Raw genomic sequence first — 16,377 nt, 5'->3', positions numbered from 1 at the left:
GAAGATCATGCATACTCTTCATACAGCTTCCTCATCCCATGATCCCGTCGGCTGGCACGGGACAACCATTCTCTGCGTGCGGCGCGGGGCCGAAGTTGCCATGGCGGGCGATGGTCAGGTCACGCTAGGCAGCACGGTTGTAAAGGGCAATGCCCGCAAGGTGCGCCGCATAGGCCCGCAGGATAATATTCTGGCGGGCTTTGCTGGGGCCACGGCAGATGCCTTTACCCTGCTTGAGCGGCTGGAAGCCAAGCTGGAACGCTACCCTAACCAGCTTGAGCGCGCCTGTGTGGAACTGGCAAAGGATTGGCGGACAGATCGTTATCTGCGCCGGTTAGAAGCCATGATGGCCGTGGCAGATGCCGAACATTCCTTTACCCTCACAGGCAATGGCGATGTTTTGGAACCCGAAGATGGCATTATCGCTATTGGCTCAGGCGGCAATTACGCACTTTCCGCCGCGCGTGCCCTGCTGACAGTTGATGGGTTGGGGGCGGAGGAAATTGTACGGCGATCTATGAAGATTGCCGGTGATATCTGCGTTTACACCAATCATTCTGTCCGGGTGGAAACACTCAAGGCAGCCTCAGATCAGGAGAGCCGGTAATGGATGCTCCTAATTTTTCCCCGCGTGAAATTGTAAGCGAACTGGACCGGTTTATTGTGGGCCAGCAGGATGCCAAACGGGCCGTGGCCATTGCCATGCGCAACCGCTGGCGGCGTGCGCAGCTTTCTGAGGGCATGCGTGAAGAGGTTGTGCCCAAAAATATCCTTATGATTGGCCCCACGGGCTGCGGTAAAACGGAAATTGCCCGCAGGCTGGCAAAACTGGCTCAGGCACCTTTTCTAAAGGTGGAAGCCACCAAGTTTACCGAAGTGGGTTACGTGGGCCGTGATGTAGACAGCATTGTGCGCGATCTGGTGGAAGTATCCATCACCATGCTGAAAACATCGCGCCGCAAGGATGTTGAAGAAAAAGCTCAGCAAGCAGCGGAAGAACGCATTGTAGATGCTCTGGCAGGGGAAGGATCTTCTGCTGATACAAAAAGCAAATTCCGCAGCATGCTGCGCACCGGGCAGCTTGAAGACAAGGAAATTGATATTGCCGTAACCGAGCAAGCCCCTGCCGGAAGCGGTGAAATGCCCGGAGCCATGCCGGGGCAGGCCATCAATGTAGGCGATATGATGAAGGCCTTCATGAACCGTGGCCCCAAGCAGAAGAAACTCAAGGTTTCTGTGGCACGGGAATATCTGAAGCGTGAAGAAGCAGACCGCCTGCTAGATGGTGAGGCCCTCACGCGGGAAGCCGTGGCGAATGCGCAGGAAAACGGCATTGTCTTTCTGGATGAGATAGACAAAGTGTGTGCCCGTGCCTCGGAAAGTGGTGCAAAGGGTGGCGATGTCTCCCGCGAGGGGGTGCAGCGTGATCTGCTACCACTTATTGAAGGTACAACCGTTTCCACCAAATACGGGCCGGTAAACACAGACCATATTCTGTTTATTGCTTCCGGCGCGTTCCATCTGGCCAAGCCGTCTGATCTTTTGCCAGAGCTTCAAGGCCGTTTGCCTATTCGGGTAGAATTGCAGCCTCTGAGCCGCGAAGATTTGCGCCGTATTCTCACAGACCCCGAACATTCTCTGCTCAAGCAGTATATCGCCCTGATGGGAACCGAAGGCGTTACCCTAAACTTTGCAGATGATGCCATAGATGCGCTGGCTGAACTGGCAGCGGATATTAACGACCGTGTTGAAAATATTGGGGCGCGGCGCCTTGCCACAGTGCTGGAAAGATTGTTGGAAGATGTATCTTTCACGGCATCGGACCGTAAGGGTGAAACCGTGGAAGTAAATGCTGCAATGGTGCAGGAAAAAGTCGCGCCACTGGCGCGCAAGGGAGATCTGAGCAGGTTTATTCTGTAATGGAAGCACCATTTGTAACGCCGCAGGAAGATACGGCAGAAGAAGCTATTGAGGCCATCCGCGATGAGCTGGAAATCTTTGATGATTGGATGGAGCGGTATCAGTACATCATAGAAATGGGGCGCAAGCTGCCGCCGTTCCCGCAGGAATGGTGTGATGATGCCCACCGTGTGCCCGGCTGCCAAAGCCAGGTATGGCTGGAAGAAAAGGAAGAAGACGGCAAGCTGTATTTTGCTGGCCTGTCCGATGCCGCCATAGTGTGCGGGTTGGTAGCCTTGCTGCTGCGCGTATATTCCGGCCGATCCAAGGCAGAAATTCAGGCAACAGATCCTAAGTTTTTGCGTGATCTGGGGCTTGTGCAGGCGCTTTCCACCAACCGAGGCAACGGGGTGGAAGCTATGGCGCGGGCTATTCGTTCCGTTGCGGCTTCTGCTGTGGCCTGAACAGAATGTGAATTGCGCTGCCTGCACACAGGTGGTGCAGTTCCAAATAAAAAACCGGCGTGCTGGAAAAATCCAGCCGCCGGTTTTTTTTATGCCTGCTTTAGAAAAAAGCGGAAGCCTGAAAAATCAGGCGTTCCCTTTTTCTTTCAGCGCTTTCAAAATGTCAGCCGGGCGTACGGGCAGGTGCCGCATACGCACGCCAACAGCGTTGAAAATGGCGTTGCCAATAGCTGGCGCAATGGTGGTAACACCCGGTTCACCAAGCCCCATGGGTTTTTCCGTGCTGGGCAGGAACTCAATATCCATATCCGGCACATCTGTAATACGCAGGGGCGTATAGGTGTTCAGGTTGCGGTCACGCACGTTGCCGTTTTCAATTTCCGTGCCTTCAAACAGCGTCATGCTCAGGCCCCACAGCGCGCCGCCTTCGGTCTGGGCCAAAGCGCCGTCTGGGTCAATAATCGTGCCAGCATCCAGCACCAGCCAGATTTTCTGGCAGGTTACAACACCTGTTTCGCGGTCAACATGCACCTGTGCGGCGCCTGCTGTCCATGTTGGCATGTTGCGTTCCTGCCCGAAGGTGGTGGCAATGCCAATGGCCGTATCTTTAGGCAGGCTGACTTTGCCGTAACCGCACTTTTCCACCAGCTTTTTAAGCACATTGGCCTGACGGGATGCGCCACCAACAGAGTTGGGAGAACTCCCTGCGTTGCGGCCTTTGCACGTTAGCAATCCAAGGCGGAAATCAACTGGGTCTTTCCCATAATCATGGGCCAGTTCATCCAGAAAGCTTTCATGCGCCCATGGTGTCCAGCCGGAGCTAACCGAACGCAGCCAGCCGGGGCGGAAGGTGGCATCGGCCAGATCATTATCCAGCGCACGCACCAGAATGGGGCCAACGTCGTACCAATGGTCAGCGCCTGCAATGGCGAACTGATCGTATGGCTTGCCGTCTTCACCTTTTTCCATAAAGGCGGCAGCCATCACACCAGTTGGCCAACCGGCAGAAGCATGGTGTTCCCACCCGTTGATGGAACCATCTTTATTGACGCCCGCGCGCACGGTCTGGATGGACGGTGAGCGGATGGAATCAAACAGCACGTCATCAGACCGGGTGAAGACCAGTTTAACAGGCTTGCCACCCAAGGCTTTGGAAATCAGTGCGGCAGGAACTGCGTAATCCCCGTTCAGGCGGCGGCCAAAACCACCCCCCAGCAGGTAGCTGCGCATCACCACATCGGATTCGGGAACCTGAAGCGCCTTGGCAATAACGGGCAGGAACAGTGTTTGCCACTGGTTGCCACAATGCACTTCCCACTTGCCTTCATGCAGGCGGGCAAGGGCGTTCATGGGTTCTAGCTGATAATGCAGCACGGAAGAGCACGTATAAGTGCGTTCCACCACCTTATCGGCTTTGCCCAGTGCTTCATCCACCCCGGCATCATTGAAGATGCGCGAACCGCCGGTTTTTTCGGCAATCTGCTTGCGGCCGTGCTCAATAATGTCCTGCTCGGTCACGTTGGCGGTTTTACCCGGTGTCCACGTAACTTTCAGGGCATCTGTTGCGCGGATGGCAGCAGGGTAGGAGGAAGCAAGAACCGCAACCCAGCCCGGCACCGTGTTGGAAGGATCATCCAGCACAATGTAGCGGATATAGCCCTTAACCTTTTTGGCTTCCGTATCATCAACAGAAACCACTTTGGAGCCATACCGCGTGGGCGGCATTTTGGGGCGTGCGTACACCATGCCTTCCAGCTTGGCATCAATACCATAAATGGCTGAGCCGTCTGTTTTGGAAGGAATATCCAGCGCCTTGACTTCACGCCCGATCAACCGGTGTTCAGATGCAGGCTTCAGCGGCAGCTTGGCCATTTCATCTGGCGTAAAGGTGCGGGTGGGGTGCGCACGGCTTACAATGTCACCGTAGGAAATGGAGCGCTTGCCCGCAATAACCTGCCCATTACGTGCGATACAGGCAGAAGGTGCCACACCCAACAGGCGTGCGCCTTCTTCCACCATAACGGTACGGGCTGCGGCACCAGCTTGGCGGAACTGATCCCATGTCAACCAGACAGACCAGGAACCACCTGTAATCATCAGGCCCCATTTGGGGTCTGTATCTACATAGGTGATCCGAACCTTGTTCCAGTCCGCTTCCATTTCATCGGCAATAATCCGGGCAAGGGCTGTGCCAACATGCTGGCCCATTTCCGCACGGATAACGTTTACGTTCACCCAGCCATCTGGCGCAATGGAGCACCAGATTGTGGGTTCAAACGCACCACCAGCGGGCAGATTGCCTGCGGCTTGCGGATAAACCTGCGCAGCGTTACCCTGCCGCGCAAAGCCGAACATAAAGGCCGAGCCCATGGCCGTAAGCAGAAAACCGCGGCGCGTAGGCCCACGGCCTGCGGCCCGATCCTGCCGGGCTGCAATGCGTTCCAGCTTACCCATGAGATGCCTCCTCCTTCTGCATGGCGGCGGCGGCTTTTTTAATCGCCTTGCGGATGCGCACATATGTCATGCACCGGCACAGGCTACCGCCCATTACGCCGTCAATCTGCTCATCCGTTGGGTCGGGATAATCTTTTAGAAGGCTGACGGCCTGCATGATCTGGCCGGACTGACAGTACCCACACTGCGGAACCTGAATATCCTTCCAGGCTTCCTGCACAGGGTGCTTGCCTTCTGGGTGCAGGCCTTCAATCGTGGTTACATCAGCGCCTTCTATGGAGCTAACGGGCGTAATGCAGGAGCGGGTGGCGCGGCCACCCACCAGCACGGTGCATGCACCGCACTGGCCTACGCCACAACCAAACTTTGTGCCTGTCTGGTCCAGATCATCACGCAGGGCCCACAACAAAGGGGTATCTTCTGGCACATCGACGGAAACGTCACGGCCATTGAGTTTGAATTTTATCATCTCTTGCTCCGTGTTCCGTCTTAGTGCGAAGAATTGACAGGAACTGGCTGGACGGTCTTGCGCACTTCGGCGGCCTTTTTCTCAAGGTTTGTCCACGGTGGCAGTGTGGTGCGGGTGCGGCGCAGATAGGCTGCAATGCGGGCCATATCCTTGTCAGACAGCGCATTGTAGAAGCTGGGCATGGCTACGCCAGATTGCCCTTCTTCCGCTGTAAGCCCACGCAGCATAACCTGATACAGGTTTGTGGGCTCATCCAGCCACAGTGCGTTGTTCAGCGCCAGATCCGGGCGGCCAAGAACAGGCGTAGGCGCTGCATTGTAATGGCAGGCCGCACAAGCACCCTGATACAGCTTTGCGTCTGGATCCACATTCGGGCCGATCAGATCGGTTTTGGATTCTTCCATGGCGCGAGCCAAGGCTGCCTTATCGTTCTTTTCACGCTCGGCAGCGTGATCCACATCCGCAAAGTAATGCGCAATGGCATGCACATCTTCTTCCGGCACGGTGGAAAGGAAGCGATGCGGCACGGGGGACATAGGCCCACCAGCCGGGCCGTGCAGTGGTGCTACGCCAAAGCGCAGATACTGGAACAGCTCGTCTTCCGTCCATGTGGTGGGAGTTGGGTTGTGCTCGTTAAGGGCGGGCGCAATCCAGTTGTCCACCACAGCGCCATCGTAGGCAGAGCCTTTCTTTTCGGCTCCCATAAGGTCACGCGGGGTATGGCATGCGCCGCAATGGGCGTTGCCTTCGGCCAGATAGGCGCCACGGTTCCACAGGGCATCATGCCGAGGATCGGGCTTGTACACGCCGGGGCGCAGATACAGCAGCTTCCAACCCGCCTGAAGAATACGCAGGCTGAGCGGGAAGGGTAGCTCGTTCGGGCGGCGAGACATATGCACGGCTGGGCGTGTCATGATGTAGGCATACAGATCGGAAATATCCTGATCCGTCATCTTGGTGAAATGATCGTACGGGAAAGCCGGGATCAGATGCACACCCTTGCGGGACACACCAAGATGCATGGCGCGGCGGAAGGCTTCTTCCGACCAGGCACCAATGCCCATTTCAACATCTGGTGTGATGTTGGAAGAATAGATAGCCCCAAACGGGGTATCCATTTTATAGTCACCAGCCAGTTCCGGGCCACCGCCGTTATCTGTGCGGGTGTGACATTCAGCGCAATACCCTTCGGCAGCAACAATCCGCCCGCGTTCTATCTGCTCGGCAGAAAAACTGGCGGGATTTGGCCGCTCAATTGGTGCAATCGGTGGATACCACGCATAATATAAGAACCCGAGCCCCCCAAGGACCCCGGCCGCGGCTACTCCCGCTAGAAGACGTTTGATCACTCTACCCCCAATCCCGTGAAAAACGTACCATCTGGCGGGCAACACGTAAGCCTACGCGCCATGAGCCGATGGATCAGCGTCTGAGGTTCGTTTCTTGATTCAGGACAATTCTTATCTGGATTTGCGATGTAAATAAACGCATAGGTTCCACTGTATTACAGTGAAATCTGAATAAGATTTATTTGCCTGCTGAGAATATTGCAGAAAAACAGGGGTTTGGTCTTTATCTATATTTTAACGTATATAGTTAAGCGTTGATTTTGCATGTATGCCATGCGCCCAGTTCTTGAAAGAAATCATATTTTTGCGATGAAAGGGGCCGTTGCGCTCTCTGGTCTGGTTGTATTTGGTAGGCAGGGTAGGGAGCGCAACGGTAATTTAAGGCATATAAAGCCTAAGGTTGGTTAGCCAGCGTGCTGGGCAAGGGTTTTGTGTGTGCCTTGTGCACGAATGCTCTGGCGTAGCTTTACAACATCAGTTGCAAAGTTGGGGTGATCTTTCAGGTTCCAGCCAGCAAAAACAGTCATCTGCAATCCTGCGGCCAGATCTTCCGCGCGTGCTAGCGCCAGTTGCTCTGCGTTGATGGCAGGCTCTGTAATGGTATAGGGCGTGCCCTTATCCGTAGTGCCGCGCAGATATTCTAAAAAACAAGCCGTGCCAAACGCCAGCCGCCAATGATCGCGCCCAGAGCCGAGAACACCATTGACAGTATCTGTCAGGAACACAGGCAGTTTGGAGCCGCTATCGGAGGCAATGCGTAAAAGCTGATCCCCAACCGCCGGGTTGCGGAAGCGGTGCAGCACCTGCTGAGCATATTGCGCCAGAGAAACACCTTTGGGCGGTGTAATGAACGGTGAGGCATCTTCGGCCAGAAAACGTTCCAGATGCCCCAGCAACAAGGTGTCTGCTATGGCATGAGGCACGGTGTCATATCCCATCAGCACGCCGGGAAGCGCCAGCATGGAGTGGGAGGCGTTGAGCATACGCAGTTTCACCTGCTCATAAGGCCCAACATCATCCGTAAACTGCACGCCCACAGTTTCCAGTTCCGGACGGCCCGCGCAGAAATTATCTTCGATAACCCATTGTGTGAAGTCTTCTGCAAAAATGGGCATCTGGTCGGCAACGCCTGTTAGAGCATCCAGCCGTGTTATATCGGCTTCGCCAACGGAAGGTGTAATCCGGTCCACCATGCTGGATGGAAAGCTAACGTTTTCTTTCATCCATGCGCCCAAAATGGGATCACGCGCTGTGGCGTAGGTGCAAAAAGCTGTGCGGGCAACCTTGCCGTTGTGGCGCAGATTATCGCAGCTGAGCACCGTAAAGGGGCCGGTGCCGCTTTCGCGCCGCTGGCGTAGGGCTTCACATACCAGCCCGAATGCTGTTTCGGGTACATCGCGCGCCAAATCTGCTTTAATATCAGGGTGATCCAGCGTGAAGTTGCCTTGGGCATCCAAGTAGTAGCCACCTTCTGTAATGGTCAGGGTGACAATTTTAATATCCGGATCTGTCAGGCGTTTAATGGCGGCGGCGCGATCTTTGGCGGCATGCACATATTCTATAATGCTGCCGATAACACTGGTTTCATGGGAGCTATCGGGCGCAAAGGTGGTGAGGGTGTACAGGTTATCCTGTTCCGCCATAATGGCTGCGCGCTTGTCTTCCCGCGCGGAGTTGCGCAACCCCACGCCAACAATGGCCCAGCCTTGCTGGCCCTCACGCTCCAGAACTTTGTTGATATACATGGCCTGATGGGCGCGATGAAAATTGCCCACGCCAAGATGTGCAATGCCTGCTGTGGTTTTCTGCCGATTATAACGCGGCGTTGTGACCTGAACAGGAAGCTGATGCAGTGTGGCGTTGGAAAGAGGGATCATGAAAACTGTGTACCTCGCTTTAAAATATCTGTTGGTGAATAATGTTGGGGCAAAACGCAGCATAAGCAAGAAAGCTGCGTATGTGAGGCTTGAAAGTGATGGGGCTTTCCGTTAAGGGAGCGCATTCGCACACGCGTCCGGGCTTGTAGGGCATGCCCGGCCGTGGTTGGTTACCTTTTAATTAAGGTAACGTTATCCAGAGTTTTTCAGGAGTGTTGAAATGCCCAAGATGAAGACCAAGTCGTCGGTCAAAAAGCGGTTTAAAATCACCGCAACCGGCAAGGTGCTCTCTGGTCCGTGCGGTAAACGCCACGGCCTTATCAAGCGCACACAGAAAATGAAGCGCTCCGCACGCGGCACGCAGACCATGACCCCGCAGGACGGTCGTACCGTCAAGCAGTGGGCCCCCTACGGGCTATAAGGAGCATCTGATTCATGGCACGTGTAAAACGGGGTGTTACCACCCTTGCTCGTCATAAAAAGGTTCTGGAACTGGCCAAGGGTTATCGCGGCCGCTCCTCCACCAACTATCGCATTGCGCTGGAACGTGTTGAAAAGGCACTGCGCTATGCTTACCGTGACCGCCGCAACAAAAAGCGTGAATTCCGCGCTCTGTGGATTCAGCGTATCAACGCTGCGGTGCGCGAACATGGCCTGACCTATAGCCGTTTCATTAACGGTCTGGACAAGGCTGGTATCGAAATCGATCGTAAGGTGCTGGCCGCCATTGCGTTTGATGATGCCGCAACCTTTGCTGAAATCGTAAAGAAGGCTCAGGCTGCTCTGGCTGCCTGATCTGCCTGTCTGATACGATAAGGTTGAAGAAAAGGCCGTCCCACGTGGGCGGCCTTTTTGCTTGGTGCCGGTGAGGGAGGATGTGGTTTTCCCTCTTGGGGCTTTTCTCCCGCTGCGGGAGATTGTATCCGCCCGGTAAGCATTTTCTCCTCGCGTGAGGTTTCATGAGCAACGATCTTGAGATTCTGCGGCAGGAAGTCCTGTCCGAACTGGCTGGCGCCACAGACCTGAAAGCATGGGATGCTGTGCGTGTCAGCACCTTGGGAAAATCTGGCAGGCTGACGGCTTTGCTCAAAGCGCTGGGGAAAATGCAGCCCGATGAACGCAAAGCCCGTGGTGTAGCGCTCAACCGCCTGCGTGATGAACTTACCCGTGCGATTGAAGCGCGCGGTAAAGAGCTGGAAGCCGCAGCGCTGGAAGCCCGTTTGGTTGCCGAGCGGGTGGATGTTACCTTGCCACCACCACCGGTGGAACGGGGTTACCTGCACCCCATCAGCCGCACGATTGAAGAAATGACCGCCATTTTTGGCGCCATGGGCTTTAAGGTGGCAGAAGGGCCGGATATCGAAACAGACTGGCACAACTTTTCCGCCCTCAACACGCCTGATCATCATCCTGCACGTACGGATCATGATACGTTTTATCTGCCGCCACAGCCGGGGCTGGATGTTACGCGTGTGCTGCGTACCCAGACATCTGGCGTGCAAATCCGTACCATGCTGGCGCAAAAGCCGCCTATCCGCGTGATTGTGCCGGGCCGTACCTACCGGGCCGATCATGATGCCACGCATTCCCCCATGTTCCACCAGTGCGAAGGCTTGGTTGTGGGCAAGGGCATTACGCTGGGGCATCTGAAAGGCTGCCTGATCGAATTTTTGCGGGCGTTCTTCGGTAAGCCGGAATTGCCGGTGCGCTTCCGTTCCTCCTACTTCCCGTTTACCGAACCTTCCTTGGAAGTGGATATCGGCTGGTCTCGTAAAACAGGTGAGATCGGCGGTGGGGAAGATTGGTTGGAAGTGTTGGGCGCAGGCATGGTGCATGCCCGTGTGCTGGCCAACTGTGGGTTGGACCCGCGAGAATGGCAGGGCTTTGCCTTTGGTATGGGCATTGAGCGGCTGGCTATGCTGAAGAACGGTATTCCCGATCTGCGTTCGTTTTATGAAAGTGATATCCGCTGGCTGCGCTATTATGGGTCGGACCCACTTGCGCCCGCGCTACTGCATGAGGGGGTGTGAGGAATGAAGTTCACGCTATCTTGGTTGTATGACCATCTGGATACGCAGGCCACGCTGGAAGAAATCTGCGCAAAGCTGAACCAGATTGGGCTTGAGGTTGAAAGCGTTGAAAACCGTGGCGCGGCGATTGAGCCATTTTTAACCGCCCGTATTCTGGATGCCCAACCGCACCCTAATGCAGACCGCCTTCAGGTGTGCCGGGTAGATGCGGGCCCCGGTTTTCAGGATGTGCAGGTGGTATGTGGTGCACCTAACGCGCGCAAAGGCTTGGCCGTTATTTTTGCCAAGCCGGGCACCTATGTGCCGGGGTTGGATATTACCATCAAAGCCGGCAAGATCCGTGGTGAAGCCAGCGGCGGTATGCTGTGCTCTCTGCGTGAACTGGGTCTTGGTGAAGAAAGCAACGGCATTGCAGAACTGCCGGAAGATACGCTGCCCGGCCAGTCCTATGCTGATTTTGCTGGCCTTGATGATGTGGTGATCGACATTGCCATTACCCCCAACCGGGGTGATGCGCTGGGCGTACGCGGTATTGCGCGGGATCTGGCCGCTGCAGGGCTTGGCACGTTGCGCCCGTGGCTGGCAGAAACGGTGGAAGGCAAATTTGAATCCCCCGTTGTGTGGGATATCTCCTACCCAGAAGCCTGCCCGTGGGTGTTGGGCCGCACTATTCGTGGTGTGAAAAACGGCCCTAGCCCGGAATGGCTTCAGCGCAAGCTGGAAAGCATTGGTCTGCGCCCGATTTCCGCACTGGTGGATATCACCAACTATTTCTGTTTCGATCTCGGCCGCCCGCTGCACGTGTTTGATGCTGCCAAAATTGCCGGTGGCAAGCTGACAATCTGCCGCGGTGAGGGGGAGCAGTTCCGTGCGCTGGATGGGCAGGATTATACAGTTGGCCCGGAAGACTGCGTGATTGCAGATCAGGCTGGCGTACAGTCTTTGGCCGGAATTATGGGCGGTGAGGCCACAGGTGCAACAGCAGAAACCACAGATGTATTTGTGGAATGTGCCCTGTTTGATGCCGTAAAAATTGCTCTGAGCGCCCGCCGTGTGGGGGTTTCCTCGGATTCCAGCTATCGGTTTGAGCGTGGGGTAGATCCAGCCCTGCCAGTTTCAGCGTTGGAAGCGGCAACACGCCTGATTATTGAACTCTGTGGTGGTGAGGCCAGCGAAGTTGTTTCTGCTGGTGCGCAGCCTGCTTGGCAGCGCGATGCCACGTTGCGTTTTGCCCGCGTGCGTGATCTGGGTGGGCTGGATGTGCCTGCTGATGAAAGCGTGGACCTGCTGGAAAAACTGGGTTTTGAGGTGCAGGACCGTAACAATACGCAGGTGCGTGTAAGCGTGCCATCATGGCGGAATGATATTGCCCAAAAGCCTGTTCTGGCACAGGGCGAGGGTATTCCGGCTGATGTTGCCGCCAAGGCTGCGGAAGGTGTTGCCGCCATAGAATCAGAAAGCGATCTGGTTGAAGAAGTGCTGCGCCTTAAAGGGCTGGATGCCGTGCCTGCGGTGCCGCTGCCATCTGTGGTGGTTGTGCCAGAAGCTGCACTTACGCCTCGTCAGGCGCGTCTGGCACTTGCGCGGCGCTTTTTGGCTGCGCGCGGGCTTACAGAAACAGTCGGTTTCTCCTTCGTCTCGCACGAGGAGGCTGAACGGTTTGGTGGTGCGCCGGAATCCCTGCGTTTGCTCAACCCCATTGCGTCTGATCTGGACCAGATGCGCCCCACACCCATGATCAATCTGTTGGCTGCGGTTAAGCATAACAGCGCACGTGGCTGGGGTGATCTGGGGCTGTTTGAAGTTGGCCCAGCCTTTGCAGAAAATGGCCAGCAACCTGTGGTAGCCGGTGTGCGCTCTGGCCACACACCGCGTTATCCGGGGCAGGCGGGGCAGCCTGTTTCTCTGTGGGCGGTTAAGGCAGATGCGCTGGAACTGCTCCAGCAGCTTGGTGTAAACCCAGATGCCATAAGCACCACCACAGATGCGCCGGGCTGGTATCATCCCGGTCGTTCTGGCGTGTTGCGGCAGGGGCCAAAAAACGTGCTGGCCTATTTTGGTGAATTGCATCCATCTCTGCTTCAGGCCGAAGGTATTGATGTGCCGGTTGTAGGGTTTGAATTGCTGCCAGATATGGTGCCAGACCCCAAACGCAAAAAGAAAGCCGCACCGCGTCTTTCTGCGTTCCAGCCCGTGCGGCGTGATTTTGCATTTGTTGTAGCGCGCGATGTACCGGGTGAAAAACTGCTGCGTGCCGTGCGTGGGGCAGAGCGTCAGCTTGTTGCAGATGTAAGCCTGTTTGATGTGTACGAAGGCCCGCACGTGCCAGAAGGGCATCGCTCTATTGGTGTGGAAGTTACGCTTCAGCCAATGGATAAAAGCCTGACAGATGCGGAACTGGAAGCTGTATCTGAAAAAATTGTTGCCGCTGTTACCAAGGCAACGGGTGCAACCCTGCGTTAAGCAGAAGGAGCTGGGTTGTATGAAGGAAAAGCGCATCATGGCAGGCAGGGCTGAAAACATGAGTTGGAAGAAAACTGTTTTCCTGTCTGCCTTGTTGTGTGGCTTGGCGGGTGGCGTTTTGCCACAGGCGCGGGCCGAACAAATTACAGGGGCCGGTTCCAGCTTTGCCGCGCCCTTGTATCAGTCATGGTCTGCTCATTCTGCAGCGCAAACAGGTGTGCAGCTTAATTATCAGACCATTGGTTCTGGCGCTGGGCAGAATCAGGTTTTGGCTGGCACAGTGGATTTTGGTGCATCCGATGCCCCAATGTCTCATGCGCGGCTGGAGGCTGGGCATTTGCTCCAGTTTCCGACCGCTATTGGTGGCATTGTTGTTATTGCCAATGTGCCAGGTGTGCCAGAAGGTGCTTTGCGTCTTACTGGCCCCGTTCTGGCGGCTATTTATGATGGTTCCATCACGCAATGGAATGATCCGCAGATTGTTGCGCTCAACCCCGGTGTCACGTTGCCGGATCTGCCTGTGGCTCCGCTACACCGGGCAGACGGATCTGGCACAACCTATGTGTTTACAGAATATCTCGGCCGGGTTTCCCCCACGTGGGGGCAGCAGGTGGGGCGCGGCACGTCTGTTGCATGGCCTGTTGGCGCAGGCGCGCGTGGGAATGATGGCATTGCCTCTTACGTAAAAAATACAGAAGGCAGTGTGGGGTATGCGGAATACGCTTATGCAGAACGCAACCACCTTTCCACCGTTATTCTGCAAAACCGGGCAGGGGAATTTGTGGTGCCATCTGTTAACAGTTTTACGCGGGCGGCAGAAAACGCCACGTGGGACCAAGCAGACATGACAGCTTCGCTTTGTGATGCAGACGGAGCCGGAAGCTGGCCGATTGTAACCACCACCTATGCATTGGTGCCGCGTGAAGCGAATGAGGCAAACCACGGAAACGCTGTAAGAACGTTCTTCCGTTGGGGCGTGAAGGATGGAGAGGCCGCCAGCCGGGAACTAGACTACGTGCCATTGCCCGCATCTGTGCGAGATGCCGTTCTGGAGCGGCTGAAATAGGCGGATAACCGGGTTATTCGGTTCTTCCCGCGTTCATCCTGCGGTTGTCCCACGTTTCATCCACAGATTCTGTGGATAACGTATGAACCGGGATAAATTACTGCACCCATGCCTGTGAGAACAAAAGCTGGTTTACGGTTGTAAACAGCAGGTTTTTCAGGCGTGGGGATGTTAAAATCACAGCATCTTTTTCAATGGCTGGGGCCACGGGGGCTTGTTCCATAACCAGTTTGTCGGCCTCTTGCCACAAGGCGTTTTGTGCTTGGGCTGTCAGGCTAACATCCGTTTTGGCTTTATCCATCAGGCTTTGCACATTGTGGTTGCAAAAGCCGGGAATATTGATGGAACTGTCTGAACCGGGATGAATATTTTCACACCCCAATAAAGCATCTAAAAAATTGGAAGCCGATGGATAATCGGCAGACCAAGACGCCACGCCAATCTGCACATGGTTATCTGAATTCTGCATGTAGGAAAAAGCCAGCGCACTGCTAAGTGGGCGTAGGTTGGCGCGGTAGCCAAGGTTTTGCAGCATATCTCGCACCCATGCGCCCATAGCCAGATCAACACTGGTATTGGCAGCAATTACGGTGACTTTCTGGCCATATGTTCCGCTTTCACGCACCAGATTGCGGGCTTTTTCCATATCCACGCCACGCCACATAGGGGCTGGGGATTCGGGAGAGGCATCTTTAGTATAAAAACACTGCGTAGAGGGTGCAGGCAAAGTAGAAGGCAACATCCCGCAGAGTGGGCGGGCAATGCCGGGGCCGCCATAAAGAATGGTCATGGCCTTGCGGTTGAGTGCGTAATTGACGGCCTGCCGCGCCTTGAGGGAAGAAAAAGGCGCTTCTCGCATGTTCATGGGTAGGAAATACATGGCCGGGTGGCGCAACACATGCGTCTGGCCAGCAAAGCGGCTGCCTAATTCCCCAAGTCGGTCTAGGGGGATGGGGTCTGCCATCCAGTCATACTGTCCGTTTTCTACAGCGGTTACGGCAGCTTCATCCGGTATGCCAAAGGTGTATTCTATGTCATCAGGGTAGCCGAGAGGCTGTGCCTGCGCACTCCATTCCTTAAAATATGGATTGCGTGCCAGTTTTAAAAACCGGTTCGGGTCATACACTGTAAGCTGATAGGGGCCGGTGCTTGGCAAAGGCACGTTGCCGGTATCATGGTCTGGCGTATTGGCCGGTAAAATCACGGCGTGCGTAAATGCCAGTTTATGCAGGAATTCTGTATCAGGCGTTGTAAGATGAAATGTAATGCTGCGCGTGGCAGGGTTTTCTACAACCCCTTCAAGCTTGCAGTCTGTTGGGCTGCGTAGGCAGGCATCGGCCCCTTTGATAGCCCCGTAAAAAGCCCCTGCCGTTGGGCTGCCAACACGAAAAATCCGTCGGAAGGATGCCACAACATCAGCCGTGGTGACGGGCTGCCCAGTGGAAAAAATAATGCCTTCACGCAGGCGGAAAGTGTAGGTCAGGCCGCCATCTTCTGGGTGTGGAAGGTCTTCAGCCAGATCTGGCACCACGTCTGCCCCAGCCAGACCATCTGCTTTGCGGAAGGTGGTTAACCCATCATACACATTGGCAAACAGGTTAATGTATTTGCCGGAGTAATTGATCTGGGGGTCCAATGTGCCGCCAGAAGAGGCCGCAACCAAGCGTAAAGTGCCCCCCATATGTGGGGTGGATGCGGTAGAAACATCTAAAACAGGCGCGGCCATACCTGCTTTTGTTGTGCTGGCTGTAAGCAGCAAACAAAAACAGGCACAGCGAAACAGCTTGCCAGACTTACTGGCCAGAATTCTGCTCCATAGCCGCTTCAGGGGATGGGGATGTCATCAACGCGCTAAGGTTTTTGTAAAGGGACGACACCATCATTATGCCCACAACTATTGTGGCGATAATAATGCAGATTCGTACAAATTTACTGGTCATAGCGTATTGAGCCGCCACCATAGTTGGTGGTGGAGTGCTTATAGGGGTTAGTACCCTGCTGCGGTGTAAGAGGGGGGCGGTACCAGCCAGGCGCAGCACGCCCATGGTTTGAGCCGGGGTGATAATAGTGCCGGTGCGGATCATGCGCACAGGCAGCAAGCCCAAATCCGGCCAGCAACATAAGGGCGACCTTGTAAGTGCGCCGCAATGAAGAAAACTGTTTCATCATACCTCCAACATAGCGTTGTTTGGGTCTGTTCGCCAAGAACAAAGCAGGTAGGCGCTGATATGTGGCGTGCAAGCCCGATACGTTCACATAATGGCAAGAAAATGCGTGAATAATGAGGCCAATGCCTTGGGGAATAT

At 55.2% G+C, this 16,377-nt stretch carries 14 protein-coding genes; 8 read left to right on the top strand and 6 right to left on the bottom strand.

Annotated elements, in window-relative coordinates:
- Nucleotides 1-7 precede the first annotated feature (7 nt).
- From hslV to ACP7IZ_RS01350, 3 genes are read left to right on the top strand one after another with little or no spacing between them, the layout of a single operon-like run.
- On the top strand, nucleotides 8-607 hold the full coding sequence (gene hslV / locus ACP7IZ_RS01360) for an ATP-dependent protease subunit HslV (protein WP_006115974.1): 600 nt from the start codon (nucleotides 8-10) through the stop codon (nucleotides 605-607).
- Nucleotides 607-1,920 (top strand): ATP-dependent protease ATPase subunit HslU, encoded by a 1,314-nt coding sequence (hslU, locus tag ACP7IZ_RS01355; protein ID WP_006115973.1) that lies wholly within the window; start codon nucleotides 607-609, stop codon nucleotides 1,918-1,920. The genes hslV and hslU overlap by 1 nt, the downstream gene beginning before the upstream one ends.
- Nucleotides 1,920-2,363: a SufE family protein gene (locus tag ACP7IZ_RS01350; RefSeq protein WP_006115972.1), complete on the top strand. Its 444-nt coding sequence runs from the start codon at nucleotides 1,920-1,922 to the stop codon at nucleotides 2,361-2,363. Before hslU ends, ACP7IZ_RS01350 begins: the two co-directional genes overlap by 1 nt.
- Nucleotides 2,364-2,489: 126 nt before the next feature.
- On the opposite strand, the gene ACP7IZ_RS01345 is transcribed toward ACP7IZ_RS01350, so the two are convergent.
- The 4 genes from ACP7IZ_RS01345 to ACP7IZ_RS01330 all read right to left on the bottom strand — a co-directional run bounded on the left by ACP7IZ_RS01345 (nucleotide 2,490) and on the right by ACP7IZ_RS01330 (nucleotide 8,512).
- Nucleotides 2,490-4,817 carry a molybdopterin cofactor-binding domain-containing protein gene (locus ACP7IZ_RS01345; protein ID WP_426847549.1) on the bottom strand — a complete coding sequence of 776 codons (2,328 nt, stop codon included), beginning with the start codon at nucleotides 4,815-4,817 and terminating at the stop codon, nucleotides 2,490-2,492.
- Entirely contained in the window at nucleotides 4,810-5,286 is a 477-nt protein-coding gene (locus ACP7IZ_RS01340) for a (2Fe-2S)-binding protein (RefSeq protein WP_426847548.1), read from the bottom strand. Before ACP7IZ_RS01340 ends, ACP7IZ_RS01345 begins: the two co-directional genes overlap by 8 nt.
- A gap of 20 nt (nucleotides 5,287-5,306) precedes the next feature.
- Nucleotides 5,307-6,635, bottom strand: coding sequence for a c-type cytochrome (locus tag ACP7IZ_RS01335; RefSeq protein WP_035351529.1), 1,329 nt, complete (start codon nucleotides 6,633-6,635; stop codon nucleotides 5,307-5,309).
- Between the two features lie 404 nt (nucleotides 6,636-7,039).
- Nucleotides 7,040-8,512 (bottom strand): mannitol dehydrogenase family protein, encoded by a 1,473-nt coding sequence (locus ACP7IZ_RS01330; protein ID WP_426847546.1) that lies wholly within the window; start codon nucleotides 8,510-8,512, stop codon nucleotides 7,040-7,042.
- A 220-nt stretch (nucleotides 8,513-8,732) separates the two neighbouring features.
- On the opposite strand from ACP7IZ_RS01330, the gene rpmI reads away from it, so the two are divergent.
- The 5 genes from rpmI to pstS all read left to right on the top strand — a co-directional run bounded on the left by rpmI (nucleotide 8,733) and on the right by pstS (nucleotide 14,071).
- Nucleotides 8,733-8,933 (top strand): 50S ribosomal protein L35, encoded by a 201-nt coding sequence (gene rpmI, locus ACP7IZ_RS01325; RefSeq protein ID WP_003622898.1) that lies wholly within the window; start codon nucleotides 8,733-8,735, stop codon nucleotides 8,931-8,933.
- Nucleotides 8,934-8,947: 14 nt separating this feature from the next.
- A complete protein-coding gene (rplT, locus tag ACP7IZ_RS01320) occupies nucleotides 8,948-9,307 on the top strand; it encodes a 50S ribosomal protein L20 (protein WP_003622900.1) in 360 nt (119 codons plus the stop codon).
- Between the two features lie 164 nt (nucleotides 9,308-9,471).
- Entirely contained in the window at nucleotides 9,472-10,542 is a 1,071-nt protein-coding gene (gene pheS / locus ACP7IZ_RS01315; RefSeq protein WP_063353904.1) for a phenylalanine--tRNA ligase subunit alpha, read from the top strand.
- Between the two features lie 3 nt (nucleotides 10,543-10,545).
- Nucleotides 10,546-13,005 carry a phenylalanine--tRNA ligase subunit beta gene (gene pheT, locus ACP7IZ_RS01310; RefSeq protein WP_426847545.1) on the top strand — a complete coding sequence of 820 codons (2,460 nt, stop codon included), beginning with the start codon at nucleotides 10,546-10,548 and terminating at the stop codon, nucleotides 13,003-13,005.
- A 19-nt stretch (nucleotides 13,006-13,024) separates the two neighbouring features.
- Nucleotides 13,025-14,071 (top strand): phosphate ABC transporter substrate-binding protein PstS, encoded by a 1,047-nt coding sequence (pstS, locus tag ACP7IZ_RS01305; RefSeq protein WP_426847544.1) that lies wholly within the window; start codon nucleotides 13,025-13,027, stop codon nucleotides 14,069-14,071.
- 97 nt (nucleotides 14,072-14,168) lie between these two features.
- Here the strand turns inward: pstS and ACP7IZ_RS01300 are convergent, their stop codons facing one another.
- Together ACP7IZ_RS01300 and ACP7IZ_RS01295 are read right to left on the bottom strand one after the other, a co-directional pair.
- Entirely contained in the window at nucleotides 14,169-15,878 is a 1,710-nt protein-coding gene (locus ACP7IZ_RS01300) for an ABC transporter substrate-binding protein (RefSeq protein ID WP_426847651.1), read from the bottom strand.
- Between the two features lie 122 nt (nucleotides 15,879-16,000).
- Nucleotides 16,001-16,240, bottom strand: a complete 240-nt coding sequence (locus ACP7IZ_RS01295) for a hypothetical protein (RefSeq protein WP_426847543.1) — start codon at nucleotides 16,238-16,240, stop codon at nucleotides 16,001-16,003.
- Nucleotides 16,241-16,377: the final 137 nt, after the last annotated feature.

Origin of the sequence: Acetobacter sp. AAB5 (genome assembly GCF_050106715.1) — a bacterium.
GTDB lineage: Bacteria > Pseudomonadota > Alphaproteobacteria > Acetobacterales > Acetobacteraceae > Acetobacter > Acetobacter oryzifermentans.
Note: the sequence above shows the minus strand (reverse complement) of the source record. Positions and strands in the feature narration are given on the sequence as shown.